Origin of the sequence: Streptomyces sp. V3I8 (assembly GCF_030817535.1) — a bacterium.
In the GTDB taxonomy this organism is placed as follows: domain Bacteria; phylum Actinomycetota; class Actinomycetes; order Streptomycetales; family Streptomycetaceae; genus Streptomyces.
On the sequence record NZ_JAUSZL010000002.1, the window covers coordinates 3,437,102 to 3,461,288 of the forward strand.

The 24,187-nt window shown below is 73.0% G+C and carries 22 protein-coding genes and 1 riboswitch; of the genes, 6 read left to right on the top strand and 16 right to left on the bottom strand.

The annotated features are described in order from the left end of the window. Positions 1-318: 318 nt before the first annotated feature. The 3 genes from QFZ75_RS15025 to QFZ75_RS15035 all read right to left on the bottom strand — a co-directional run bounded on the left by QFZ75_RS15025 (position 319) and on the right by QFZ75_RS15035 (position 2,749). Positions 319-729, bottom strand: a complete 411-nt coding sequence (locus QFZ75_RS15025; protein ID WP_307537279.1) for an ATP-binding protein — start codon at positions 727-729, stop codon at positions 319-321. A gap of 376 nt (positions 730-1,105) precedes the next feature. After that, a complete protein-coding gene (locus QFZ75_RS15030; RefSeq protein ID WP_307537281.1) occupies positions 1,106-2,470 on the bottom strand; it encodes a metallophosphoesterase in 1,365 nt (454 codons plus the stop codon). Positions 2,471-2,485: 15 nt separating this feature from the next. After that, positions 2,486-2,749, bottom strand: coding sequence for an SCO4848 family membrane protein (locus QFZ75_RS15035; RefSeq protein WP_307537282.1), 264 nt, complete (start codon positions 2,747-2,749; stop codon positions 2,486-2,488). A 91-nt stretch (positions 2,750-2,840) separates the two neighbouring features. Here QFZ75_RS15035 and QFZ75_RS15040 point away from each other — a divergent pair, with 91 nt between their 5' ends. After that, positions 2,841-4,190 (top strand): D-alanyl-D-alanine carboxypeptidase family protein, encoded by a 1,350-nt coding sequence (locus QFZ75_RS15040; protein ID WP_373465874.1) that lies wholly within the window; start codon positions 2,841-2,843, stop codon positions 4,188-4,190. Here the strand turns inward: QFZ75_RS15040 and QFZ75_RS15045 are convergent. The 4 genes from QFZ75_RS15045 to QFZ75_RS15060 form a co-directional block, all read right to left on the bottom strand. Next, positions 4,144-5,088 carry a YihY/virulence factor BrkB family protein gene (locus tag QFZ75_RS15045; protein WP_307537285.1) on the bottom strand — a complete coding sequence of 315 codons (945 nt, stop codon included), beginning with the start codon at positions 5,086-5,088 and terminating at the stop codon, positions 4,144-4,146. The genes QFZ75_RS15040 and QFZ75_RS15045 overlap by 47 nt on opposite strands. Next, the gene (locus QFZ75_RS15050; protein ID WP_307544494.1) at positions 5,076-5,528 is read right to left on the bottom strand and encodes a GtrA family protein; all 453 of its coding nucleotides are present in this window, start codon (positions 5,526-5,528) and stop codon (positions 5,076-5,078) included. The genes QFZ75_RS15045 and QFZ75_RS15050 overlap by 13 nt, the downstream gene beginning before the upstream one ends. 89 nt (positions 5,529-5,617) lie before the next feature. Continuing rightward, positions 5,618-6,556, bottom strand: coding sequence for a decaprenyl-phosphate phosphoribosyltransferase (locus QFZ75_RS15055; protein WP_307537287.1), 939 nt, complete (start codon positions 6,554-6,556; stop codon positions 5,618-5,620). Further along, positions 6,549-7,070, bottom strand: a complete 522-nt coding sequence (locus QFZ75_RS15060; RefSeq protein ID WP_307537288.1) for a phosphatase PAP2 family protein — start codon at positions 7,068-7,070, stop codon at positions 6,549-6,551. The genes QFZ75_RS15055 and QFZ75_RS15060 overlap by 8 nt, the downstream gene beginning before the upstream one ends. Positions 7,071-7,202: 132 nt before the next feature. Between QFZ75_RS15060 and QFZ75_RS15065 the strand changes: the two genes are divergently transcribed. Both QFZ75_RS15065 and QFZ75_RS15070 read left to right on the top strand, forming a co-directional pair. Then, entirely contained in the window at positions 7,203-8,558 is a 1,356-nt protein-coding gene (locus tag QFZ75_RS15065; RefSeq protein ID WP_307537290.1) for an FAD-binding oxidoreductase, read from the top strand. A gap of 56 nt (positions 8,559-8,614) precedes the next feature. Further along, positions 8,615-9,370, top strand: coding sequence for a decaprenylphospho-beta-D-erythro-pentofuranosid-2-ulose 2-reductase (locus QFZ75_RS15070; RefSeq protein ID WP_307537291.1), 756 nt, complete (start codon positions 8,615-8,617; stop codon positions 9,368-9,370). Positions 9,371-9,426: 56 nt separating this feature from the next. On the opposite strand, the gene QFZ75_RS15075 is transcribed toward QFZ75_RS15070, so the two are convergent. From QFZ75_RS15075 to QFZ75_RS15095, 5 genes are all read right to left on the bottom strand, one after another. Beyond that, on the bottom strand, positions 9,427-10,005 hold the full coding sequence (locus QFZ75_RS15075) for a 2'-5' RNA ligase family protein (RefSeq protein ID WP_307537293.1): 579 nt from the start codon (positions 10,003-10,005) through the stop codon (positions 9,427-9,429). Between the two features lie 194 nt (positions 10,006-10,199). Further along, positions 10,200-11,213: a tryptophan--tRNA ligase gene (trpS, locus tag QFZ75_RS15080; RefSeq protein ID WP_307537295.1), complete on the bottom strand. Its 1,014-nt coding sequence runs from the start codon at positions 11,211-11,213 to the stop codon at positions 10,200-10,202. Between the two features lie 191 nt (positions 11,214-11,404). After that, entirely contained in the window at positions 11,405-12,859 is a 1,455-nt protein-coding gene (locus tag QFZ75_RS15085; protein ID WP_307537297.1) for a glycine hydroxymethyltransferase, read from the bottom strand. A gap of 31 nt (positions 12,860-12,890) precedes the next feature. Continuing rightward, positions 12,891-12,976, bottom strand: a riboswitch (ZMP/ZTP riboswitch). Positions 12,977-13,093: 117 nt separating this feature from the next. Continuing rightward, positions 13,094-14,278 (bottom strand): glutathionylspermidine synthase family protein, encoded by a 1,185-nt coding sequence (locus QFZ75_RS15090; RefSeq protein WP_307537298.1) that lies wholly within the window; start codon positions 14,276-14,278, stop codon positions 13,094-13,096. Between the two features lie 67 nt (positions 14,279-14,345). Then, positions 14,346-14,723: a hypothetical protein gene (locus QFZ75_RS15095; RefSeq protein ID WP_307537300.1), complete on the bottom strand. Its 378-nt coding sequence runs from the start codon at positions 14,721-14,723 to the stop codon at positions 14,346-14,348. 247 nt (positions 14,724-14,970) lie between these two features. On the opposite strand from QFZ75_RS15095, the gene QFZ75_RS15100 reads away from it, so the two are divergent. Continuing rightward, a complete protein-coding gene (locus tag QFZ75_RS15100) occupies positions 14,971-15,777 on the top strand; it encodes a DUF899 family protein (RefSeq protein WP_307537302.1) in 807 nt (268 codons plus the stop codon). Between the two features lie 194 nt (positions 15,778-15,971). Here QFZ75_RS15100 and QFZ75_RS15105 read toward each other — a convergent pair whose 3' ends face one another. Next, positions 15,972-17,411, bottom strand: a complete 1,440-nt coding sequence (locus tag QFZ75_RS15105; protein ID WP_307537304.1) for a PLP-dependent aminotransferase family protein — start codon at positions 17,409-17,411, stop codon at positions 15,972-15,974. Between the two features lie 47 nt (positions 17,412-17,458). On the opposite strand from QFZ75_RS15105, the gene QFZ75_RS15110 reads away from it, so the two are divergent. Continuing rightward, complete coding sequence (locus QFZ75_RS15110; RefSeq protein ID WP_307537305.1) at positions 17,459-18,004, top strand: carboxymuconolactone decarboxylase family protein; 546 nt, start codon at positions 17,459-17,461, stop codon at positions 18,002-18,004. A gap of 132 nt (positions 18,005-18,136) precedes the next feature. Here the strand turns inward: QFZ75_RS15110 and QFZ75_RS15115 are convergent, their stop codons facing one another. Next, on the bottom strand, positions 18,137-19,648 hold the full coding sequence (locus QFZ75_RS15115) for an aldehyde dehydrogenase family protein (protein WP_307537307.1): 1,512 nt from the start codon (positions 19,646-19,648) through the stop codon (positions 18,137-18,139). Between the two features lie 208 nt (positions 19,649-19,856). Between QFZ75_RS15115 and QFZ75_RS15120 the strand changes: the two genes are divergently transcribed. After that, positions 19,857-20,762, top strand: coding sequence for a GNAT family N-acetyltransferase (locus tag QFZ75_RS15120; protein WP_307537309.1), 906 nt, complete (start codon positions 19,857-19,859; stop codon positions 20,760-20,762). Positions 20,763-20,849: 87 nt separating this feature from the next. Here the strand turns inward: QFZ75_RS15120 and QFZ75_RS15125 are convergent, their stop codons facing one another. Together QFZ75_RS15125 and QFZ75_RS15130 are read right to left on the bottom strand one after the other, a co-directional pair. After that, positions 20,850-21,839 carry a malate dehydrogenase gene (locus QFZ75_RS15125; RefSeq protein ID WP_307537311.1) on the bottom strand — a complete coding sequence of 330 codons (990 nt, stop codon included), beginning with the start codon at positions 21,837-21,839 and terminating at the stop codon, positions 20,850-20,852. Positions 21,840-22,470: 631 nt separating this feature from the next. Next, positions 22,471-23,721: a DUF2690 domain-containing protein gene (locus QFZ75_RS15130; RefSeq protein ID WP_307537313.1), complete on the bottom strand. Its 1,251-nt coding sequence runs from the start codon at positions 23,719-23,721 to the stop codon at positions 22,471-22,473. Positions 23,722-24,187 lie beyond the last annotated feature (466 nt).

The following is a 24,187-nucleotide window of genomic DNA, read 5'->3' on the forward strand; positions in this document are numbered from 1 at the left end:
GCTTCACGGCTGCGGGCCGGTGGGGGCTTGCCGCGCAGTTCCCCGCGCCCCTAAACCAGCCGGGCTGCACCCGAACCCGCCCCATCAGGGGCGCGGGGAACTACGCGAACAACCCCCACCGGAGCGCCACACCACAACGCACCCACGGGCCGGAACCCCCTCAGGGGCGCGGGGAACTGCGCGATCAACCCCCACCGGGGCGCCACGTCACAATGCACCCCAGGCCAGGGCCCCTCAGGGGCGCGGGGAACTGCGCGAACGGCCCCCGCCGGGGCGCCACGTCACAGCGCGTCCGCGGCCGGGGGCCAGGCCGTGCGGTCACGGCACGGTCGGGGCCGGGACCAGGGCCCAGATCGTCTTGCCGTTCCGGCCCCGGCTCCACACGCCCCACGCCGTCGTGAGGCTCTCGACCAGCCGCAGGCCCCGCCCGGACTCCTCGTCCGCGCGCCGGACCGGCCGCAGCCGCGGCTGCGCCGGGCTCTCGTCGGAGACCTCTATGAGGCAGGACCCGTCCGCCAGCGTGGTCACCGCGACCTCGAACTCCCGCTCCAGCAGCGGCGCGTGCCGCACCGCGTTCGTCGCGAGTTCGGACACGAGCAGCACCACGTCCTCGAACGCCTGCTCCCCCGCACTGTGCCCCCAGTCCGAGAGGTGGTCACGGACCCGGCGCCGCGCGAGCCCGACGGACGCCGGGTGCCGGGGCAGTCGGAACGAGTTGCGTCTCAACACGTTTGCTCCTCACCCCGTGCACGCCATCGTCACATGGTGCTGCGTGGCCCGGACCCGGCGCGTCACCCCCGCAATTGCAACCCCACGTGAACGCGTCAAGCCGCCGCGAGCCCGGTCCGGTCCGGGCTCCACAACCGGAAGGCCCACCGCCGTCCGCCGGACCCGGCCGGCCCCCACGTCCTCGCAGCTCAGCAACCGGATCGCGGCCCGCCGCGGCGGACCGGACACCGCCTCGCGTACGGCCGTCCGCCGAGCGCTGTGAAGGCCGGCCGCCGTACGGCGGTGTCCGGCCCGTCGCCGACTGACCGGAATCAGCCGGTCGGTCGGCCGGCCGGTCGAAGCCCCACCCGTCGGGCTCCCGCCGGAGGCGCCCCGTTCAGGCCTGCCTGGAGGCCAGCTCCACGACGGTGATGTCGGACGGCGCCCCCACCCGGGTGGGCGGCCCCCACGCGCCGGCGCCCCGCGACACGTACAACTGGGTGTCCCCGTAGCGCTCCAGACCGGCCAGGGTCGGATTGGCGAGGTCCGCGACGAAGTTGCCGGGCCACAGCTGCCCGCCGTGGGTGTGCCCGGAGAGCTGCAGGTCCACCCCGTGGTCCACGGCGTCGTGGATCTGCACCGGCTGGTGGGCGAGCAGCACACACGTCCGGTCGCGGTCCCGGTCGCCGAGGGCCTTCGCGAAGTCGGGGCCCTGCCCCTCGTCCTCCCCCGCCACGTCGTTGACGCCGGCCAGGTCGAAGTCGGCCAGCTCGGTGCGGGCGTTCTCCAGCGGCCGCAGCCCCAGCTCGCGTACGCGCGCGACCCACTCCTCGGCGCCGGAGAAGTACTCGTGGTTGCCGGTGACGAAGAACGACCCGTGCCGGGCCTTCAGCCGGGCGAGCGGCGCGGCGGCCGGGCCGAGGTCCTTCACGCTGCCGTCGACGAGGTCACCCACGACCGCGATCAGGTCGGGCTGCGTCGAGTTGATCGTGTCGACGACCTTCTGGGCGAAGCCGCGCCCCAGCACCGGCCCGAGGTGGATGTCGCTGACGACGGCGATGCGGTACCCGTGCGCGGAGCGCGGAAGCTTGGCGAGCGGCACGGTGACCCGCTTCACCCTGGGCCCGCGCAGGACGCCGTAGGTCCCGTACCCCACGGTGCCCACGGCGGCGGCCGCGGCGGCCCCGCCGACGACCCGGGAGACGAACAGCCGCCGGGAAGGGCTGGAAACGGGGGCCGGAGCAGGGGGAGGAGCGGGGGCCGGCACCGGCTCCGTCTCAGGTTCCGGCTCCAGCTCCGGCTCCGGCTCGGCGGGCCGTCCGGCTTTCCGGCCGGGCGCCCCCGCGGGCACGGCGGGCGCCTCCGCGGGCACGGCGGACGCCTCCGCCGGCACGACGGGCGCGGACCCGCATATCTCCGCCGGCGCGGCCCGCCCGGCCGTGGCTGCCGAGCGCCGCTCCGAGACCCTGCGCAGCAGCGGGCGTACCGCCTCGCCGACCAGCAGCGCCAGCAGCAGGTAGACCGTCAGGGCCATCCACAGGAAGCCGGGCCAGGCCAGCACCTGCTGCAGCCGGAACGGCGCACCCGTCCGCTCCGCCGTGATCGCCGCGAACATCAGTACGGGTCCCGCCACCAGCGCGACCGTGCCGGCCCGCCGGGCGGTCCCGGGCCGCGCGGTCGTGTCGCGCACCAGCCGGCGCCACAGGTACCAGTGGAGTCCGCCGAACACGGCCAGGACCAGGACCAGGAACACGATGACCACGCGGCGGCTCTCCCGTTATGACGTATGACGTGATGACGACGGTGTGCCGCGCAAGGCCCGGACACCGCGCAACCCGATGCCCCCGACGATCGTCCCCAAGAGAAAGGAGACGACGGCGAGCGTCAGGTGCACCCAGAAGTACCCGGTCGGATCGCCCGCGTCGTCGAAGGCGAGCCCGCTGCCGTCCTTCCACAGGTTTTTGATGAAAGTGATCCAGATGACCCAGCTCCACACTCCGAAGGCGAGCAGGAACCAGGAGAGGGGACGGCTGAGCTTCATGGGTTCAGTATCGCCGCCCCCGGACGGGGCCGGCGCCCGGGGTGGGGAGGCCCTCGCGACTTCGCACGCGGTGCCCTGTACGTTTCCGACCGTGCCCGCCATGAAAAAGACCGCCAAGCCGTCCTTGCTGGTCACCTCCGCCACCCTGTTGTCGTTCTCGCTCGCCCTCACGGCGACCGCCGCCTCGCCCGCCGCGGCCGCGGCCAGGGACGACAAGCCGTCGCCGTCCCCGTCGGCGACGTCCTCGGCCTCGCCGTCGGGCAGCCCGACGGCGACCCCGCCCCCGGGCATGTCGAAGGTGGGCGGCGCCCAGCTCGGCCTGGCCGGGACCCGGGTGAACCTCGGCACCGGCGCGCCGGTCCTGCCGAAGGACCTGAGCGCCCGTTCCTGGATCGTCGCGGACGCCGAGTCCGGTGACGTACTGGCCGCGCACAACGCGCACTGGCGGCTGCCTCCGGCGAGCACCCTGAAGATGCTGTTCGCCGACACCCTGCTCGACAAGTTCCCCAAGACGCAGACCCACAAGGTCGTGCCGTCCGACCTGGCGGGCATCGGCGCGGGCTCCAGCATGGTGGGCGTCAAGGAGGACGAGACGTACACGGTCCACGACCTGTGGCTCGGCGTCTTCCTTCGCTCCGGCAACGACGCCGTGCACGTCCTGTCCGCGATGAACGGGGGCGTCGACCGGACCGTCGCGGACATGAACGCGCGCGCCGAGGAGCTGCAGGCGCTCGACACGAACGTGGTCACCCCGGACGGCTACGACGAGAAGCGCCAGGTGTCGTCGGCGTACGACCTGACGCTGTTCGCCCGGTCGGGGCTGCAGAACGCGGACTTCCGGGAGTACTGCTCGACGGTCCGCGCGAAGTTCCCCGGCGAGACCAGGAAGAACAAGAAGGGCAAGACCACCCGCGGGACCTTCGAGATCCAGAACACCAACCGGCTGCTGACCGGTGATTACGGACTGGACGCCTACCCGGGCGTCGCGGGTGTGAAGAACGGCAACACCACGAACGCGGGCGCGACGTTCACGGGGGTCGCCGAGCGCGACGGCAAGGTGCTGCTCGTCACCGTCATGAACCCGGAGAAGCAGGAGCACGACCAGGTCTACAAGGAGACCGCGAAGCTCCTCGACTGGGGCTTCAAGGCGTCGGGGAAGGTCTCCCCGGTGGGTGAGCTGGTGGCGCCGAAGAGCGCGGACACGGGCGCGCAGCCGGGTGCCGACGCCTCCGGTGAGGCGGGCGGTTCGGGCGAGGGCCGGGGCGCGGGCGACGGTTCGGGGTCGGCGAAGCCCGTCGCGGCGTCGGCGCACGCGGACGGTTCGAACGGCGCCTGGACCGCCCTGGCGATCGCCGGCGGCGTCCTCGTCCTGCTCGCCGCCGGTGTCTTCGTGATCAACCGCCGCTGGCCGCTGCCGGAGCTGATGCGCCGCCGCCGCTGACGTCCGCCGCGCCGTCCGCGGTGCCGTCCGCGATCGCCTGCTCGGCGGGGGTCTTGTGCTGCGTCGCCGTCCAGGCGGCGCAGAAGAGCAGCAGCTTGGACGTGAAGTTGATCCACAGGAGCAGGGCGACGGGCACGCCGAACGCCCCGTACATGCTCTTCGCGGCGACCCCCTGGATGTAGCCGCTGAGCAGCAGTTTCAGCAGTTCGAAGCCGGCGGCGCCGATCAGTGCGGCGACGACCAGGCGGCGGCGCTCCGGCTGGACGCCGGGCAGCAGCGTCAACAGGCAGAGCAGCAGCAGGAAGTCGGCGAGGACGGCCACCGCGAAGGCGGCCGTCTGCAGCAGCACTCCGCCCCAGCCGCCCTCCTCGATACCGAGGAGCCGGGTCGACCAGCCCACCGCGCTCGACGCCAGGGCGGACGCGGCGATCGTGACGAGCGCGGCGCCGCCGAGGCCGAGGAGCACGCCGCCGTCCACGAGCTTGCGCAGGATCGGGTTCTCCTCCTCGTCCGGCAGCTCCCAGACCGCGCGCAGGCACTCGCGCATCGAGCCCACCCAGCCGATGCCGGTGAACAGCAGCAGCGCGCCCGCGATGACCCCGACCGTGCCGGCGTTCTCGACGAGGACGCCGATGTCGAGCTGCTCGGAGATGCCGGGCACCTGCTCGGCGATCTTGTCCTCGAGCGTTCGGACCCCCTTCTCGTCGAGGGTCGCGGCGGCGATCGCGGCGGCCACCGTGATCAGCGGGAAGAGCGCGAGGAAACTGATGAAGGTCATCGCCGCCGCGAGCCGTGTCCACTTCACCCGGTCCAGCCGCTCGTACGAGCGCCAGGCGTGCGTGACCATCAGCCGGGCGATCCACGGGCCCACGCCGGGGAGCTTTTTCAGCCAGTCCATGATCCGACCCTGCCCTCGCCTCGGAAAACCAATGTCCTGGTACCCCAAAAGCGCAGGGCCGTAGCGAACACCATGCCGATTCCCGCGCCCGACACGGCGTCCGCGCGCGGGGAGGTGAATCCGAGACCGTGGTGGCTGACGAGGATGCACAGCAACTGCACCAGGGCGCCCGCGACGTTCACCCCGAAGAAGACGGCGTACCGGCGCGGTCCCCCGCGCGTGTGGCGGTACGTGCCGAGTGCGTTGCCCGCGTACGCGACCGAGCAGCCGGCCACGAACGACAGCGCCTTGGCGGTCAGCGGGTCCAGGCCGGCCGGCCCGCGCAGCCAGAGGAAGAGGGCGAGGTCGGCGGCGTACGCGAGGAGCCCGGCGGCGGCGAACCCGAGGACCTCGCGCAGGTGCGGCCGGGACCGGGACCGGGTGCGGGTCCGGGTCCGGATCCGGGGAGCCTCCCGCGGCCGTGGCCGGGACGCGCCGGGCGCACCCGTCGCTCCCGCCGCCCGCGTCGCTCCCGTGCCGTGCGTCCCTCTCACCAGTCGGCCACCGCCAGGCCGTACATCGCGAGCCACGCCACACCGATCACGGCGAGCGCGCGGTCGCGCAGAACGACGTCCTCGGGTTCGCCGGCGGTGCCCCGGTCGGCGAAGACCGCGTACCGCAGCACGGCGAGGATGAAGGCGACCATCGACAGCTGCCGCCAGGGCAGCACGCTGGTGTGCGGCACCCCGCCCTCCTCCAGGGCCCACAGGCAGTACCCGAGTACGGCGACCGAGGCGGCGAGCTGCCAGACGAAGCGCAGGTAGCCGACCGTGTACTCGGTGAGCAGCGCGCGGGTGGCGCCCGCTTTCCCGGCCATCTGGACGGCCTCCGAGTAGCGCTTGGCGGACACCATGAAGAGCGCGCCGAAGCCGGTCGTGATCAGGAACCAGCGCGACAGCGGGATGCCGAGCGCGAACCCTCCGATCATGGCCCGCATCAGGAACCCGGTGGTGATCACGGCGAGGTCGACGACCAGGACGTGCTTGAGGCTCAGGCAGTACGCGAACTGCAGGCCCAGGTAGGCGGTGAGCAGCGCCGAGGTGAACGGCGAGCACAGGAGGGCGGCCGCGGCGGGGGCGACGACGGCGAGCACGAACCCCACCGCGTAGGCGACCGGGACGGGCACCTGCCCGGCGGCGACCGGCCGGTGGCACTTGACCGGGTGGGCGCGGTCGGCGTCGGCGTCCCGGGCGTCGTTGACCAGGTAGACGCTCGCGGCGCAGGCCGTGAACAGGACGAAGACGAGTCCGACCTGGATCAGGGCGTGCCGCGAGAAGAGCTCGCCCGCCGCGGCCGGGGCGGCGACGACGAGGACGTTCTTGACCCACTGCTTCGGCCGGGCGGTCCTGAGGAGCCCCCTCAGGAGGCCGGGTCCGCGCGGCGGGACCTGCTGCGTGCGGGTCCGCTCCAGGAGGGCCGTGTCAGCCATGGTCACGGCCTCCCGTCATCCAGCGGGCACCGAGCCGGGCGGTCACCGCGCCGAGGGCGGCGCCCGCCGCGACGTCCGAGGGGTAGTGGACGCCGACGACCAGCCGCGAGAGGCACATCGCGGCGGCCAGCGGGGGCACCACGCGCGCGCCGAGCGCGCCGAAGGCGACGGCGGCCGCCGTCGCGGACGTGGCGTGCGAGCTGGGGAAGGAGTGCCGGCCCGCGGTGCGGACCAGCGGCTCGACGTGGCCGGGCCGCGGCCGGCGCACGAGCCGCTTCACGCCCATGCTGGCGAGGTGCGCGCCCGCGGTCAGGGCCGTGCCGCGCAGCCAGGCGCCGCGCCGCCGCGGGTCGGCCGCCGCGCCCACGAGGCCCGCCGCGATCCACAGCGCGCCGTGCTCGCCGGCCAGGGACAGGGTCCGCGCGGCGGCGGCGACCCGTGGGCCGGCGCCCCGCGCGTGGAGAGCCGTGAGGATGCGGTGATCCAGGTCGGGGCGCTCGTCGTGGTGGTCCATGGGGACCCACTGTTCACGTCAACACGGCGATACCTCCGGCAATATTGAGCGACATCCCATTAATCACCCATTTCGGGGAGGAAAGGGATGTTGCAGAACTAACCGTAACTTTCTGCCGATACGGTCATCGGCATGCCTACCGACACGGTTTCCGTCACGGGGTGGGGCCGCACCGCTCCCACCACCGCCCGCCTGGTGCGCCCCCGTTCGTACGACGAGGCCGTGGCGGCCGTCCGGGACTGCGGGGCCCGCGGGGGCATCGCGCGGGGCCTGGGGCGGGCGTACGGGGACGCGGCGCAGAACGCGGGCGGGGCCGTGTTCGACATGACGGGCCTGGACCGCGTGCACGCGGTCGACGCGGACGGCGGGACGGTGCTGTGCGGCGCCGGTGTCTCGCTGCACCGCCTCATGGAGGTCCTGCTGCCGCTGGGCTGGTTCGTGCCGGTGACCCCCGGGACCCGCTACGTGACGGTCGGCGGGGCGATCGGCGCGGACATCCACGGCAAGAACCACCACGTGTCGGGGTCGTTCGCGCGGCACGTCCTGTCCTTCGAGCTGCTGACCGCGGACGGCGGGATCCGCACGGTGAGCAGCGGCACCCCCCTCTTCGACGCCACGGCGGGCGGGATGGGCCTGACCGGGGTCATCCTGACGGCCACCGTCCGGCTGCAGCCCGTCGAGACGTCGCTGATGTCCGTCGACACGGAACGCGCCACGGACCTGGACGACCTGATGGCCCGCCTCACGGCCACCGACCACCGCTACCGCTACTCGGTCGCCTGGATCGACCTGCTGGCCCGCGGTGCCTCCATGGGGCGCTCGGTGCTGACCCGCGGCGACCACGCCCCGCTGGAGGCGCTGGCCGACGGCACGCGTGCGCGCAGGGCCCCGCTGGAGTTCCGTCCGGGCCGGCTGCCCGCCGCTCCCTCCTTCGTCCCCGAGGGGCTGCTGGGGCGTACGACGGTGGGCCTGTTCAACGAGCTCTGGTACCGCAAGGCGCCCCGCGCGCGGGTCGGTGAACTGCAGCGGATGTCCACGTTCTTCCACCCGCTCGACGGCGTACCGCACTGGAACCGCGTCTACGGGCGCGGCGGTTTCGTGCAGTACCAGTTCGCCGTCGGGTACGGGCAGGAGGAGGCCCTGCGCCGGATCGTGCACCGCATCTCGCAGCGGCGCTGCCCCTCCTTCCTCGCCGTGCTGAAGCGGTTCGGCGAGGGCGACCCGGGCTGGCTGTCCTTCCCGATGCCCGGCTGGACGCTCGCCCTGGACATCCCCGCGAACCTGCCGGGGCTCGGTGCCTTCCTCGACGAGCTGGACGGGGAGGTCGCCGCGGCCGACGGGCGGGTCTACCTCGCCAAGGACTCCCGGCTGCGGCCCGAACTGCTCGCGGCGATGTACCCGCGGCTCGGCGCGTTCCGGGCGCTGCGCGCGGAGCTGGACCCGCGGTCCGTCTTCACCTCCGACCTGTCCCGGCGCCTCGGCCTCTGACCCGGGCCGCCCCACGCACCCGGCCCGTCCCCCCTCCCCCTTGGAGTTCGGTTCCCATGAAGGACGCCTTCGGCATCCCGCAGTCCCTGCTCGTCCTTGGCGGCACGTCCGAGATCGCGCTCGCCACCGCGCGCCGGCTCATCACCCGCCGCACCCGTACGGTGTGGCTCGCGGGCCGCCCCTCGCCCGGCCTGGAGGCGGCCGCCGCGGGGCTGCGCGAGCTCGGCGCGGACGTCCGTACCGTCGATTTCGACGCACTCGACCCCGGCGCCCACGAGGCGGTCCTCGGCAAGGTCTTCGCCGAGGGCGACATCGACATGGTCCTGCTGGCGTTCGGCGTCCTCGGCGACCAGGCACGTGACGAGAACGAGCCGGGCGCCGCGGTCCGGGTCGCCCAGACCAACTACACGGGCGCCGTCTCGTCGGGGCTGGTGTGCGCGCAGGCCCTCCAGACCCAGGGCCACGGCTCCCTGGTGGTGCTCTCCTCGGTGGCGGGCGAACGGGCCCGCCGCGCGAACTTCATCTACGGCTCCAGCAAGGCGGGCCTCGACGCGTTCGCCCAGGGCCTGGGGGACGCGCTGTACGGCACGGGCGTCCATGTGATGGTCGTGCGTCCCGGGTTCGTCCGCTCGAAGATGACGCAGGGGAGGGAGGAGGCCCCGCTCGCGACGACCCCCGAGGCGGTCGCCACGGCCATCGAGACGGGCCTGCGCCGCCGCTCGGAGGTGGTGTGGGTGCCCGGGGCGCTGCGCGTGGTCATGTCGGCCCTGCGCCACGCCCCGCGGGCGGTGTTCCGCCGCCTGCCGCTGTAGGGCGCTCCGGCGGGTGCCCCGTCCGCCGCCCGGGCGGCATGACCGCGGGACCGCGGTCAGCAGGCCGGGAGCTGGCCGCGCTCGACGTGCCCCGCCTGGGGCGGCACGACCGCGCCCCCGAAGGCGTAGTCGCGCAGCCTGCGCCACACGCCGTCGGACCCCTGCTCGTAGAGCGCGAAGCCGGTGCACGACCACTGCGCCTCGTACTGCGCCAGTTCCTCGAACGCACGGTCCATCGCCGCGTCGTCGATGCCGTGCGCCACCGTCACATGGGGGTGGTACGGGAACTGCAGCTCGCGCGCCACCGGCCCCGAGGCGTCCCGGACCTGCTTCTGCAGCCAGGTGCAGGCCTCGGCCCCCTCGGCCACCTGTACGTACACGACGGGGGACAGCGGACGGAACGTCCCCGTCCCGCTCAGCCGCATCGTGAAGGACCGCCCGGCGGCCGCGACCTCGACGAGGTGCGCCTCGATCGCGGGCAGCGCCGCCTCCTCGACCTCCGTCGGCGGCAGCAGCGTGACATGGGTGGGGATGCCGGAAGCCGCGGGGTCGCCGAAGCCCGCGCGCCGCTCCTGGAGCAGGCTGCCGTGTGGCTCCGGGACCGCGATCGACACACCGATCGTTACGGTCCCCACGTCGTCTCCTGTCGTTGTTCCGGTGTTCCGGTGCTGTGATGTTCCGGTGTTCCGCGCGGCGGGCTTCCGCCGACTGTCGACTGTACGGCGGCACGGCCCCGTACCGGATGCCGTGCCGGTGTTGTCCTGGTCTCGTCCCGGCTGCCGTACGGACTCCGGTACCCGCGAACGGCGCTTGTGATCCGTACGCGCGCTCAGTGTTTGGCGGGCAGGAAACCCACCCTCCCGTACGTCTGCGCAAGCGTCTCCGCGGCGACCGCACGGGCCTTCTCGGCTCCCTTGGCCAGGATCGAGTCGAGCGTCTCCGGGTCGTCCAGGTACTGCCGGGTGCGCTCCCTGAAGGGCGTCACGAAGTCGACCATGACCTCCGCCAGGTCCGTCTTCAGCGCACCGTAGCCCTTGCCGGCGTACTTCTCCTCCAGTTCCGCGATACCGGTCCCGGTGAGGTTGGAGTAGATGCCCAGCAGGTTGCTGATGCCCGGCTTGTTCTCGACGTCGAACCTGACCACCGTGTCCGTGTCGGTGACCGCGCTCCTGACCTTCTTCGCGGTGGCCTTCGGCTCGTCGAGCAGGTTGATGAGGCCCTTCGGCGTCGACGCCGACTTGCTCATCTTGACCGTCGGGTCCTGCAGGTCGAAGATCTTCGCCGTCTCCTTGAGGATGTACGGCTTCGGCACGGTGAACGTCGGTCCGAACCGGCCGTTGAACCGCTCGGCGAGGTCACGCGTCAGCTCGATGTGCTGGCGCTGGTCCTCACCCACGGGAACCTCGTTCGCCTGGTACAGGAGAATGTCCGCGACCTGCAGGATCGGGTACGTGAAGAGGCCGACCGAGGCGCGCTCGGCACCCTGCTTCGCGGACTTGTCCTTGAACTGGGTCATGCGGGAGGCCTCGCCGAAGCCGGTGAGGCAGTTCATCACCCACGCGAGCTGGGCGTGCTCGGGGACATGGCTCTGGACGAAGAGCGTGCAGCGCTCGGGGTCCAGCCCGGCGGCCAGCAGCTGCGCGGCGGCCAGCCTGGTGTTGGCGCGCAGGTCCGCGGGGTCCTGCGGGAGGGTGATCGCGTGCAGGTCCACGACCATGTAGAAGGCGTCGTGGGACTCCTGCAGGGCCACCCACTGGCGGACGGCGCCGAGGTAGTTGCCGAGATGGAACGAGCCTGCGGTGGGCTGGATTCCGGAGAGCACGCGGGGACGGTCGAGAGCCATGCTCATCATTCTCTCAGGTGTCGGGGCCGGGTCCGGAACTGGTCGGGAACAGGTGGGGTCCGATCCGTCTGCGGCGGTGTGACAGCCACCGCCGGTCACGGGCGTCCGGGCGGTACGCCCCGGGGCGGAGCGGGGCGGCCCGGACCGGTCCGGGCCGCCGCGGGGTCACGCCGGGAAGGTCCGCCGGCCGGTCAGCCGAGGTCGATCTCCGGGTACAGCGGGAAGCCGGTGAGGAGGTCGGTCGCGCGGTGGGAGATCTCGTCCGCGATCTTCGGGTCGAGGACGTGCTGGGCCTTGGAGGGGGCGCCCTTCTTGGTGGTGCCCGGCTCCGTGGTGGTCAGGACGCGGTCGATCAGACCCGCGATCTCGTCCATCTCGGTCGCGCCGAGGCCCCGGGTGGTCAGCGCGGGCGTGCCGATCCGGATGCCCGAGGTGTACCAGGCGCCGTTCGGGTCGGCGGGGATCGCGTTCCGGTTGGTGACGATGCCCGAGTCGAGCAGGGCGGACTCGGCCTGGCGGCCGGTGAGGCCGTAGGAGGAGGCGACGTCGATCAGGTTGAGGTGGTTGTCCGTGCCACCGGTGACCAGCGTGGCACCACGCCGCATCAGCCCCTCGGCGAGGGCGCGGGCGTTGTCGACGACCGCCCGGGCGTAGTCGCGGAACTCGGGGCGGCGGGCCTCGGCGAGCGCGACCGCCTTGGCGGCCATCACGTGCGGGAGAGGGCCGCCGAGGACCATCGGGCAGCCGCGGTCGACCTGCTCGGCCAGCGACTCGTCGCACAGGACCATGCCACCGCGCGGGCCGCGCAGCGACTTGTGGGTGGTCGTGGTGACGATCTGGGCGTGCGGGACCGGGTCGAAGTCGCCGGTCAGGACCTTGCCGGCGACGAGACCGGCGAAGTGTGCCATGTCCACCATGAGCGTGGCGCCGACCTCGTCGGCGATCTCCCGCATGATCCGGAAGTTCACCAGCCGGGGGTACGCGGAGTAGCCGGCGACGATGATCAGCGGCTTGAACTCGCGGGCGGAGACGCGCAGGGCCTCGTAGTCGATGAGGCCGGTGGCGGGGTCGGTGCCGTAGGAGCGCTGGTCGAACATCTTGCCGGAGATGTTCGGGCGGAAGCCGTGCGTGAGGTGGCCGCCCGCGTCCAGGGACATGCCGAGCATGCGCTGGTTGCCGAAGGCCTGGCGCAGCCCGGCCCAGTCCGCGTCGGAGAGGTCGTTGACGTTGCGGACGCCGGCCTTCTCCAGGGCGGGGACCTCGACGCGCTTGCCGAGGACCGCCCAGAAGGCGACGAGGTTGGCGTCGATGCCGGAGTGCGGCTGGGCGTAGGCGTGCTCGGCGCCGAAGAGCTCCCGGGCGTGCTCGGCGGCGAGGGCCTCGACGGTGTCCACGTTGCGGCAGCCGGCGTAGAAGCGGCGGCCGACGGTGCCCTCGGCGTACTTGTCGCTGAACCAGTTGCCCATCGCGAGGAGGGTGGCCGGGGAGGCGTAGTTCTCGGAGGCGATCAGTTTGAGCATCTCGCGCTGGTCGGTGATCTCCTGCCCGATGGCGTCGGCGACCCGGGGTTCGACGGCACGGATCACTTCGAGGGCGCTGCGGAAGGCGGTGGACTCGGTGGAGAGGGGCGCGGGGGATTCTGACATGACGGCCTCCGGACGTGGCGTTCGGCGTTCACGGTTCGGCCCAGGCGCACGGCACACGGTTGCGGGCCGCTCCCCGATGGTCGATCCCATCCCAGCGCGCCAGTCACGGCCCGTGGACGAGCGTACCGGGCACGGTCGCGGGAGGGGGTCTCCCGTCCACCATGCGAGCGACCGCCCACCCGCCCCGCCCCTCCCCGACCGCGTGTGCGTGTGCGTGTGCGGTCGGGAGGATGGTCAGAGGATGACGTGGGGCAGGAAGCGGGCGTACTCGTCCGTGATCAGGCCGGCCGACTCCCGGATGCCGAGGCCCGCCGCCTCGTCCCCGACGACCCAGGCGCCCAGGACCACCCGGTTGCCGTCGAAGGACGGCAGGGGGGCCAGCTCCTGGTAGCAGCAGGGCTCGTCACGGACCACGGGGTCCGTGCCCGGCTCGTGGACCGTGACGCCGGCGCCCTCACGGCCGAGGAGCGGCTTGGCGACGTATCCGCGGCCGGCCGCCAGTTCGCGCGGGCCGTCGAGGTGGGCCGGAAGGAGGTTCGGGTGGTCCGGGTACAGCTCCCAGAGGACCGCGAGGAGGGCCTTGTTGCTGAGCAGCATCTTCCAGGCCGGCTCGATCCACATCGTCGTCCCCGTGCCGCCGCCGTTGTCGAGGGTGGCCAGGACGTGCGGGGCGAAGCGGTCGGTGGTGAGCCATTCCCAGGGGTAGAGCTTGAAGCAGCTGCGGATGAAGCGGAGCCGCTTGTCGACGAAGCGGCCGGAGAGGCGGTCCCAGCCGATCTCCTCCATCGCGATCCAGGAGGTGTCGAGACCCGCCTGTTCCGCGGTCTCCTTCAGATAGGCGACCGTCATGAGGTCCTCGCCGAGTTCGTCGGCGGCGGAGTGCGCGAAGTAGAGGGGGCTGCCGGGCGGCAGGAGGCCGGCCTGCTTCCGCCAGGCGTCGACGAGCCGTTCGTGGAGGGAGTTCCACTGGTCGGCGCCGGGGAATCGTTCCTCCATCCAGAACCACTGCGGCCCGGCGGCCTCGACGAGCGAGGTCGGGGTGTCGGCGTTGTACTCCAGGAGCTTCGCCGGGCCCGTGCCGTCGTAACGGAGGTCGAAACGGCCGTACAGGGAGGGCAGTTCGGCGCGGCGGTGCCAGGCCTCGGTGACCGCGTCCGCCACCCGCGGGTCGGTGATGCCGAGGTCCGCGAGACGGTTCCCGGTGACGATGTGCCCGGCCGCGGCGAGGCACATCGTGTGGAGTTCCTCCACGACCTCCTCCAGGGCCTCGACCTCGGGCAGGGAGAAGACGTAGTGGGCGGACTCGTCCCAGTACGGGCGCAGGGAGCCGTCCGGGTGGCGGGTGAGGGGGTAGATGAGGCCCTGCTCCTCGACCGTCCGCTGCCAGTCGGGGCGGGGTTCCAGGGTGCGGCGTTCCACGATCGCGTGTCCGTGTGTCCGTGTGTCTGTTCGTCGGTGTGTTCGGGTGTCCGGGTGTCCGTCCTGGTCAGCCGCCGCCGCTGCCGGAGCCCGAGCAGCCGAACCCGTCCCGGTCGACGGCCTCGCTGCGGCTGAAGGTGCCGTCGTCGGCGCGGCCCGCGGAGACGTCGGCGTCGTAGTACCAGGCGGCGTCGACCGTGGAGCCCTTGCCGGTGCCGCTCCTGCCGGTGCCGCCCTTGCCGCGGTTCTTGCCCGTCGCGGAGCCGGAGCCCGACGAGCAGTTCTTGTCGGCGACGACCTTGTAGCCGCCCGTGTACTCGTAGCTGTCGCGGTCCACACACCGGCGGTCCGGGTCGGATCCGCACGAGGTGAGGGCCGTCGCCAGGAGGCCCATCCCTCCCAGCACGACCGTGCTCGACCGTAGTCTCCTGCGCTGCTCAGCCATGTCTCTCCCCCGTCCGGCCCGTCCCTGCGGGCCCGTCAGTCCGACAGCGTAAGGATCACGTACCGCACTTGTACATGCGGCTTCCCCGAACCCGCCCTCCCATACGGCCACTTCGCGATGCCCGGCACGGTGTGCGCGGGGCCGGCGATGAGTTCCGGCCGGACCGGGAGTCTGCCCCGGTGACCGTCGTACGGCTTCGTGCCGCTCCGTACGACACCGCCTGGCACCGGACATCACGGAGGACACCATGACGACCACCCCGCACGACCCGGCCGCTTCGAGCGATCCGGGCGCCGCGCGGCCCGGGCGGCCGCCCGTCGTCGACGCGGCCGTCTGGCAGGCCGCGCGTGACGAGCTGCTGGTCCGCGAGAAGGCGCACACCCGCGAGGGGGACGCCATCGCCGCGGCCCGCCGCCGGCTGCCGATGGTGGAGTTCGACGGGACGGCCGAGGTCGTCGGGGCCGACGGCCCGGTACCGTTCCTGGACCTGTTCCAGGGCCGCGACGAGCTCGTGGTCTACCAGCACATGTGGTACGACGGAACGCCCCACCAGGGGCAGTGCGAGGGCTGCACCACCACGGCCTGGCACCTGCGGGACGCGGTCTACCTCAACGCCCGCGGCGTCTCGTTCGCCGTCCTGACCACCGGCCGGTGGGACGAGGTGGCCGCGTACGTCGCGTTCATGGGCTACACCCAGCCCTGGTACTCGGTGCGCGACGTGGCCGCGCCGGTCGGCGGGGCGATGGGGCACCTCGCCTGCTTCCTGCGCGACGGCGACCGCGTGTTCCTCACCTACTCCACGACCGGCCGCGGCAACGAGCCGGTCAACGGGTCCCTCAGCCTGCTCGACCTGACCCCCTACGGCCGCGGCGAGACGTGGGAGGACAAGCCTGAGGGCTGGCCCGAGGGCCGGAGCGCGTGCTGGTCCTGGCGTTCGGACGCGGACGGGAACCCCACGTGGGGCCCGACCGGCCGCCCCGTGCCGCAGTGGACCCGCCCCGGCGCGACCCCCGAGGAAACCCTCGGCCGCGACGGCCGGCACCACGGTCCCTAGGGCGTTTCTTTCGGATCGGCCCGGGTCCGCGGCGCCCGGCCGACACGGTACCTCGCGGCGTTGTCTCACGACCCGGGTACGCCCGGTACGCGGATCATGCTCCGCCTCGCGAGGCACCGCACCGGACACCGCGACCTGATCCGACCTGATCCGACCTGATCCGGCTCGATCCGACCTGGTCCAAAAGAAACGCCCTAGGACAGCGCCCCGCACAGTGCCTCCAGCGCTCCCGGCCAGCCGCTGTCCGACGGCGTGCCGTAGCCGACGACCAGGGCGTCCAGCGGCGGGGGCGTGGCGGCCGGGTGGCGGTGGCCGGCCAGACCCTGGACGGCCAGACCGTGCCAGGCCGCCGCGCGGACCACCGCCTGCTCGGTGCCGGGCGGGAGGCGCAGCACCGCGTGGAGCCCGGCCGCGATCCCGGTGGCCGTCACCGAGGGGGCGCCGGCCGCCAGGGCCGAGACGAGCTGGTCGCGGCGGCGCCGGTAACGGAGGCGGGAGGCCCGCACATGACGGTCGTACGCGCCGGAGGTGATGAACTCCGCCAGTGTCAGCTGGTCCAGCACCCCGCACGACCAGTCCGCGCCGCCCTTGGCCGCGACGACCTCGGGCACCAGGTCCGGCGGCAGGGCCAGCCAGCCGAGGCGCAGGCCGGGGGCGAGGGACTTGCTGGCGGTGCCGAAGTAGACCACGCGGTCCGGGTCGAGGCCCTGGAGCGCGCCCACGGGCTGCCGGTCGTAGCGGAACTCCCCGTCGTAGTCGTCCTCCAGGATCAGCCCGCCCGTGCGCCGCGCCCAGTCGACGACGGCGGCGCGGCGGTCGGGGTGCAGCGGCACCCCCATGGGGAACTGGTGGGCGGGCGTCAGCAGCACCGCTCCCACGGCCCCGTCCGGGCCCTCGGCGGCCGGGCCGCCGCCCGGACCGGTGGCCGTCAACTCATCGGTTCGCGTGCCCAGTTCGTCGAAGGACAGCGGCACCGACTCCAGGCCGGCCCGCTCGATCAGGTCCCAGTGCACGTCCAGCCCGTACGACTCCACCGCGAGCGTGCGCGCGCCCCGTCGGCGCAGGACCGATCCGAGCAGCGTCAGCCCGTGGACGAACCCGGAGCAGACGAGGATGTGTTCGGGGTCGGCGCGGACGCCACGGGCCCGGGCGAGGTAGCCCGCGAGCGCGGTGCGCAGTTCGGCACGGCCGCGCGGGTCCCCGTAACCGAACGCGTCGTTCGGGGCCGCCGCGAGGGCCCGGCGGGAGGCCCTGAGCCACTCGGCGCGCGGGAAGGAGGCGAGGTCCGGGGTGCCGGGGACGAGGTTGTACGCGGGGCCCCGCGAGGCGCGGGGCGGCCGGGCGGCAGAGGCCGGGACCGGGACCGTCCGCCGTGCCACCCGCGTGCCCGAGCCCTGGCGCGCGGTGAGCCAGCCCTCGGCGACGAGGTCGGCGTACGCGTCGGCCACGGTGTTGCGGGCGATGCCGAGGTCGACGGCGAGGGACCGGGACGAGGGCAGCCGCGTACCCGGCGCGAGCCGCCCGCCGCGCACCGCCTCCCGCAGCGCGTCGGTGAGGCTCCTGCGCAGACCGGAGCCGGTACGCGCCATGTCGATGTGCAGGTCCACTCCGAAAGTGGCCCATGATTCGGCCATGGAAATGGACCATACCCCTGGGCAGCTTCGCTCGTAGGGTCGATGTCATGACGACGACGAGCACGACTACGAGCACGACGGCCGACGCGACGGCCGACGCGGCGCAGGGCACCTCTTCGTACGCTCCCGAGGAGGCCCCCCGGCTCCAGTGGACCAAGTTCGCCCCCGATGTCTACAAGGCCATGGTCCAGCTCGCCGCGGCGGCGGCGCAGGGTGTCGATCCCGTTCTGGCGGAGCTGGTGAAGATCAGGGCGTCGCAGCTCAACCACTGCGCGTTCTGCCTCGACATGCACACCAAGGACGCGCTGGCGGCGGGCGAGAGCGTGGAGCGGATCGTGCAGCTCAGCGCCTGGGAGGAGTCGCGGCACTTCTACACCGGGAAGGAGCTCGCGGCGATCGCCCTGACCGAGGCCGTCACGGTCCTGACGGACGGCTTCGTCCCGGACGAGGTGTTCGAGAACGCCGCCCGGCACTTCGATGAGACCGAGCTGTCCCAGCTGCTCGCGACGATCACCGTGATCAACGCGTGGAACCGGTTCGGCGTGGCTTGCCGACTGGCGCCCGGGCACTACACGGCCGGCCGGCACAACTGACGGGACGGCCGGCGGCTGCTCCGCCGGCCGCCCCGGCGGGCGGGCCGCCGCCGCGACGCCGACGCGACGCCGCGGGAGATCACCGGGCGGTGGTGAAGTCGCGAGGCTGCGCGGAAGCGGCGGGGCCGGGCGTCAGCCCGCGAACCAGCGGACCGGCTTCGGCGCGAGGTTCTGGTAGACGTGCTTCGCCTCCCGGTACTCGGCGAGCCCCGCGGGACCGAGCTCGCGGCCGACGCCGCTCTTGCCGAAACCGCCCCACTCCGCCTGCGGGAGGTAGGGGTGGAAGTCGTTGATCCAGACGGTGCCGTGCCGCAGCCGGCCGGCCACCCGCCGGGCCCGCCCCGCGTCGGCGGTCCAGACGCCGCCCGCGAGCCCGTACTCCGTGTCGTTGGCGAGCGCGACGGCCTCGTCCTCCGTACGGAAGGTCTCCACCGTCAGGACCGGCCCGAACACCTCTTCCCGTACGACGCGCATCTCGCGGTGGCACTGGTCCAGGATCGTCGGCTCGTAGAAGAAGCCGGTGGCGGGGCGCTCCGCCGACGGGTCGGGGCGGGCGCCGCCGGTCCGCAGCACCGCGCCCTCCGCCAGGGCGGCGGCCACGTAGTCCTCCGTCTTCTCGCGCTGTTCGGCGGAGACGAGCGGCCCGCACTCGACCCCCGGCTCGGTGCCCCGGCCGAGCCGGATGCGCTCGGCGCGCCGCACCAGTTCGGCGACGAACCGGTCGCGTACCGACTCCTCGACGATGAGCCGGGAGCCCGCCGAGCAGACCTGCCCGCTGTGGATGAACGCCGCGTTCAGGGCCTGGTCGACGGCCGTGTCGAAGCCCTCCTCGGTGGCGCAGGCGTCGGCGAAGACGACGTTGGGGTTCTTGCCGCCGAGTTCGAGGGCGACCTTCTTGACGGTGACGGCGGCGGCCTGCGCGACCTTCGTGCCGCTGGCGAGCCCGCCGGTGAAGGAGACCAGGTCGACGCCCGGGTGCTCGGCGAGACGGGCGCCGACGCTGTGCCCGGGCCCGGTGACGAGGTTGGCGACCCCGGCGGGCAGCCCGGCCTCGACCAGCAACCCGATGAGGGCGACGGTCGTCAGCGGGGTGATCTCGCTGGGCTTGACGACGAAGGTGTTGCCGGCGGCGAGGGCCGGGGCGATCTTCCAACTGGCCTGCAGCAGTGGATAGTTCCAGGGTGTGATCATCGCGCAGACGCCGACCGGTTCGTGCACGACGACGCTGTGGACATCGTCCGAGCCCGCGTCGACGACCCGTCCGCGGCCCTCCGCGACGACGAGGTCGGCGAAGTACCGGAAGGCGTCGGCGACGCAGTCGATGTCGACGCGCCCCTCCTCCAGCGTCTTGCCCGCGTCGCGGCTCTCCAGGAGTCCGAGCAGCTCGCGGTCGCGGACGAGGAGACCCGCGACGCGGCGCAGGAGGGCGGCGCGTTCCTTGACGGGCGTCCGGGGCCACACCCCGTGGTCGAAGGCGTGCCGGGCGGCCTCGACGGCGGCGTCCGCGTCCGGCACGCCACCCTCGGAGACCACCGCGAACGGCTTCGCGTCCGCCGGGTCGAGGATGTCCCGCGTGGCGCCCGAGGCTGCCGCACGCCACTCCCCGCCCACATGGATCGTCTGCTGCGTCTGGTGTCCCGACATACGGGTGCCGCCTTCCGTCCCTGAAATCCGTACCCCGCCGTCACACGCGTGTCGTTCCCGGGGCCGGGAGCACCTGCCCCCCTGCCCGGATGTCATGCGCACCCGGTCACCGAAGTGCTCCGGATCACCGAAAAGCAACGGAAGATCCGGCCGGACGCCCATGCCCGCCCATGTACGCCCCTTCATCCTCTGACTAAAGTCAAAGACCATGGAGGCGGAGTCGGATTCGGAGGCGGAGTCGACGTCGGTGTCCGCGGCGCACGTGACCACCCTGCGTCGCTTCAACCGTTACTTCACCCGCCGGATCGGTGCGCTCGACGATCACTACCTCGGGCAGGACCGGCCGCTCGGCGAGGCCCGGCTGCTGTACGAGATCGGGCCCGGTGCCTCCTTGCGGGAGCTGCGGACCCGGCTCGGCCTGGACGCCGGATACCTGAGCCGCATGGTGCGCGCGCTGGAGGAGCAGGGGCTCGTCCGGGTCACCGTGCACCCGGCGGACAGCAGACTGCGTCTCGCGGAGCCCACCGCGGCCGGGCGAGACGAACTGGCGGAGCAGAACCGCCGTGCGGACGGCCTCGCCGAGGGGCTGCTGCGCGGGCTGAGCGAGACCCAGCGGGGCCGGCTGACCGAGGCCGTCGCGGTCGCCGAGCGGCTGCTGCGGCTGGCCGCGATCACGGTACGGCCCGTCGGGGCGTCGTCGCCCGACGCACGTGCCTGCCTCGCCGGTTACGCCGCCGAGCTCGACGAACGGTTCCCCGAGGGGTACGCCGTGACCGACCTCGTACCGCCCGGGCGGATCGCCGCGTTCCTCGTCGCGTACGAGGAGGAGCGTGCCGTCGGCTGCGGGGCGCTGTGCGCGCTCGACACGGACACGGCCGAGATCCGGCATCTGTGGGTGCGCCCACAGGCCCGGGGACTGGGCCTCGGCCGCCGGCTGCTGACCGAGCTGGAGCGCACGGCGGCCGGGCGCGGACACCGGACCGTACGCCTGGACACGCACGTGGTGCTCGAGGAGGCGGCGGCGCTGTACCGCACGGGCGGCTACACGGAGATCCCGGCGTACGGCGCCAACCCGCACGCCGGGTACTGGTTCGAGAAGCCGCTGATCCCCTGACTTCCTGATTCGCCGCCCCGCTCGGGGGGGGCGGAACGCACCGATCCCCGGGCGGTTGCCCGGGGATCGGCGGGACGGGACGGGGGCCTAGATGAGGCCGAGGGCGCGGACCGCCTCGCGCTCCTCCTCGAGCTCCTTCACCGACGCGTCGATGCGGGCGCGGGAGAACTCGTTGATGTCGAGGCCCTGGACGATCTCGTACGAGCCGTCCTTCGTGGTGACGGGGAAGGAGGAGATGAGGCCTTCCGGGACGCCGTACGAACCGTCGGACGGGATGCCCATCGAGGTCCAGTTGCCGTCCGCCGTGCCGTTGACCCAGGTGTGCACGTGGTCGATGGCGGCGTTCGCGGCCGAGGCGGCGGAGGAGGCGCCGCGGGCCTCGATGATGGCCGCGCCGCGCTTGGCGACGGTCGGGATGAACTCGTCGGCCAGCCACTTCTCGTCGTTCACGGTCTCGGCGGCGTTCTTGCCAGCGATCGTGGCGTGGAAGATGTCGGGGTACTGGGTGGCGGAGTGGTTGCCCCAGATGGTCAGGCGCTGGATGTCCGCGACCGTCGAGCCCGTCTTCTTCGCGAGCTGGGTGAGCGCGCGGTTGTGGTCCAGGCGGGTCATCGCGGTGAAGCGCTCGGCCGGTACGTCCGGGGCGGCGGCCTGGGCGATGAGGGCGTTGGTGTTGGCCGGGTTGCCGACGACGAGGATCTTGACGTCGTCCGCGGCGTTGTCGTTGATGGCCTTGCCCTGGGGCTTGAAGATGCCGCCGTTGGCCTCCAGGAGGTCACCGCGCTCCATGCCCTTGGTACGGGGGCGGGCGCCGACGAGCAGGCCGACGTTCGTGCCGTCGAAGGCCACGTTCGGGTCGTCGGTGATGTCGATGCCCTGCAGGAGCGGGAAGGCGCAGTCGTCGAGCTCCATGGCGGTGCCCTCGGCGGCCTTCAGCGCCGGCGTGATCTCCAGGAGGCGCAGCTTGACCGGCACGTCCGCGCCGAGCAGCTGGCCGGAGGCGATGCGGAAGAGCAGGGCGTAACCGATCTGGCCGGCCGCGCCGGTGACGGTGACGTTCACGGGAGTGCGGGTCATGGCGTTCTCCGTATGGCAGCTGACGGTGGGGCGTCCCTGCCCCGGGGTGCGGGATCCCTGCCCCGGCGCCGTGATGATCGATCACCGCTCACGATGATCGATCTCTTGGCGTCAAGAGAGATCCAGCGGTCAGGCTATCGCGCATCCGGGATCCCGTACGGCCGGGTCCGCTGTGGCCCACCCCACAGGTCCCGCATCCCGGTCGCGCACCCCGGTCGCGCCGCCGGGCCGGGCCGCACGCACGGGAAGGCGGCCGCCGATCCGGGAGAGTGGGCCGACGACCGCCGGGTGGGTGTTCCGGTCGCCGGGGAGGGCCGTACGCCTTCCGGACGACGGGCCGGAGTCCCGTGGGGGTACGGTCCGCCTGCCCGGAAGCGCCGCGGCCATTCCCACCCAGGGCGACCGACCGCTGACCTGCTGCGATCACCGGCCGGCAGCGGACGGCCCGGGAGCGGGACCGAAATGGGACCGGAGGGGAGCCGGGGACGGGGCCGGGGGCGGCGGGAATCCGTGAGGCGTACCGCACGCGGACGGGCGCCCGGCTCGGTCGAGCCGGGCGCCCGTTCACACGGTTCGGACCGGAGGGGACGGCCCGTTCTGCGCCGTTGTCACGCGTTGCCGCGTGGCGCCGTCACTCCGTGCAGCCCTTGACGCCCGACTGCAGTGTCGCGCAGGCCTTCGCCGCCGTGGAGTTCTTCACGGCGACCATCGGGGTGTAGGCATCGGTGTCCGTGCCGACCTCGGCGTTCTGCGCGGCGGCCGAGCCCGACGATATCCGGACCGCGTCACCGGCTCCGGCCGCCGTGATACGGGCCCATGCGGCACCGCACGTCTCGCTGTAGCGGACCTCGACCTGGGCGGTGCCCACCACGGCCTTCTCCACGGTCTGCGCCAGCGTCCCGCCGCAGCCCATGTCCTCCGGGTCCTTGCCCGTGCAGTCCGATCCGCTGCACTCGACACCGGCCGGCAGTTTCTTGCTCACCGTCGGGCTCGGACTCGGCTTGGCCTCGTTCTTTTCCCCGCCACCGCCGGAGGTCGTGACGTACAGGGCCACGGCTATCAGCACGAGCACGCCCACGATCCCGGCCAGGAACATGGTGAGCCGCCGCTTGCGCTGCCCGTCGGGCGACCCGCCGGCCTGCGGACGCGCGTCCTGCGGGCCCCCGGGAGGGCCGGAGGGGCTGGAGGGGCCGGGAGAACCGGTCCGGCCGGCCGGACCGTTCGGCTGTGCGGAACCGGTGGGCCCGTAGGCCCCCGACGGGGACGGACCGAAGCCGGCCCCACCGGACACACCGGGCGGCGAGGCGACGACTCCCCAGCCGCCACTCCGCGCACCCGCACCGGCGCTCTCGCCACCGCCGGCCCCGGCTCCCCCGCCGGCCCGGTGCGACGGCCTGTGCCCGTCCCGCTCCGCCGGACCCTGCGGAGGCAGCGTGGGCGAGACCCCGGCAGGGCCGGCGACACCCGGCCTGGGCGCGGCCGTCGTGCCGTCCCCGGCACGCGCCTGCTTCCCGCTCTTGCCCCCCTTGGCCGGAGCCGGCCCGAACTCCCCGAGCGCGGCGCGCGCCTGGGAGATCCGGATCGCCTCCATGGTCATGTCGTGGCGCATCTCCGAACGGCTCCAGGCCCGCTCGGCAAGCTCCCACATCGTCGTCAGATGGACGGGATTGGTCCCGGTCACCTCGGCCAGCGCCACGATCGCGCCCTTGGGCGCGAGCAGCCGGCCGTTCAGATACCGCTCCCAGGACGTCTTGCTGTACCCGGTCCGGTCGGACACGGCAGCGATGCTCAGTCCGCTGCGGTCGACGAGCCGGCGCAGCTGGCTGGCGAACTCCCTGACCTGCGGATCGAGTTCATCCGGCAAGGCCCTCCAACGAGGCATTGCTACCCCCCTCTTCCCCCCGTACGTGCTGGTCTTTTCCCGCGCGTGAAGCCCTCTGCCGAGTCCCGATCCGGGCATCTACAGGGATGCACCCAGTCAGGATCTCAGTTCCCGGGATGGGGGCGCGCGGGAGCATTCGGGCCTGTGGGCATGCACCGTTGCACGCCCGCTGGTCTGCGGTCCAGTGTCCCACCGACTTCCCTCACGGCCGACGAGACGGCCCGGTCGGTGCGCGGGACGTCCCGGAGCGTCCCGATTGGCCACGATATCGATGGTCTCGGGGGTGATCGACGCACATCCTCGAACTTGTCAATACATCGATACGCGGGGAACACATGCACGGTCTCGTGCGTCACTCGCGTCTTCAGGGGGGTCACACGCACACCAGGAGCAGCTCGGATCGTCGACCGCGCACCGCCACCGGTCCGCCAGGTTATCGACGGAAGGGGTGGCGTGTACGGCGTAC

Excerpts from the sequence above, each read along its gene's own strand:
- QFZ75_RS15035 (WP_307537282.1), bottom strand. The coding sequence starts at position 2,749 with ATGAAGCTCAGCCGTCCCCTCTCCTGGTTCCTGCTCGCCTTCGGAGTG.
- QFZ75_RS15045 (WP_307537285.1), bottom strand. The coding sequence starts at position 5,088 with ATGGACTGGCTGAAAAAGCTCCCCGGCGTGGGCCCGTGGATCGCCCGG.
- QFZ75_RS15055 (WP_307537287.1), bottom strand. The coding sequence starts at position 6,556 with ATGGCTGACACGGCCCTCCTGGAGCGGACCCGCACGCAGCAGGTCCCG.
- QFZ75_RS15060 (WP_307537288.1), bottom strand. The coding sequence starts at position 7,070 with ATGGACCACCACGACGAGCGCCCCGACCTGGATCACCGCATCCTCACG.
- QFZ75_RS15065 (WP_307537290.1), top strand. The coding sequence starts at position 7,203 with ATGCCTACCGACACGGTTTCCGTCACGGGGTGGGGCCGCACCGCTCCC.
- QFZ75_RS15070 (WP_307537291.1), top strand. The coding sequence starts at position 8,615 with ATGAAGGACGCCTTCGGCATCCCGCAGTCCCTGCTCGTCCTTGGCGGC.
- trpS (WP_307537295.1), bottom strand. The coding sequence starts at position 11,213 with ATGGCTCTCGACCGTCCCCGCGTGCTCTCCGGAATCCAGCCCACCGCA.
- QFZ75_RS15085 (WP_307537297.1), bottom strand. The coding sequence starts at position 12,859 with ATGTCAGAATCCCCCGCGCCCCTCTCCACCGAGTCCACCGCCTTCCGC.
- QFZ75_RS15095 (WP_307537300.1), bottom strand. The coding sequence starts at position 14,723 with ATGGCTGAGCAGCGCAGGAGACTACGGTCGAGCACGGTCGTGCTGGGA.
- QFZ75_RS15100 (WP_307537302.1), top strand. The coding sequence starts at position 14,971 with ATGACGACCACCCCGCACGACCCGGCCGCTTCGAGCGATCCGGGCGCC.
- QFZ75_RS15105 (WP_307537304.1), bottom strand. The coding sequence starts at position 17,411 with ATGGCCGAATCATGGGCCACTTTCGGAGTGGACCTGCACATCGACATG.
- QFZ75_RS15110 (WP_307537305.1), top strand. The coding sequence starts at position 17,459 with ATGACGACGACGAGCACGACTACGAGCACGACGGCCGACGCGACGGCC.
- QFZ75_RS15115 (WP_307537307.1), bottom strand. The coding sequence starts at position 19,648 with ATGTCGGGACACCAGACGCAGCAGACGATCCATGTGGGCGGGGAGTGG.
- QFZ75_RS15120 (WP_307537309.1), top strand. The coding sequence starts at position 19,857 with ATGGAGGCGGAGTCGGATTCGGAGGCGGAGTCGACGTCGGTGTCCGCG.
- QFZ75_RS15125 (WP_307537311.1), bottom strand. The coding sequence starts at position 21,839 with ATGACCCGCACTCCCGTGAACGTCACCGTCACCGGCGCGGCCGGCCAG.
- QFZ75_RS15130 (WP_307537313.1), bottom strand. The coding sequence starts at position 23,721 with ATGCCTCGTTGGAGGGCCTTGCCGGATGAACTCGATCCGCAGGTCAGG.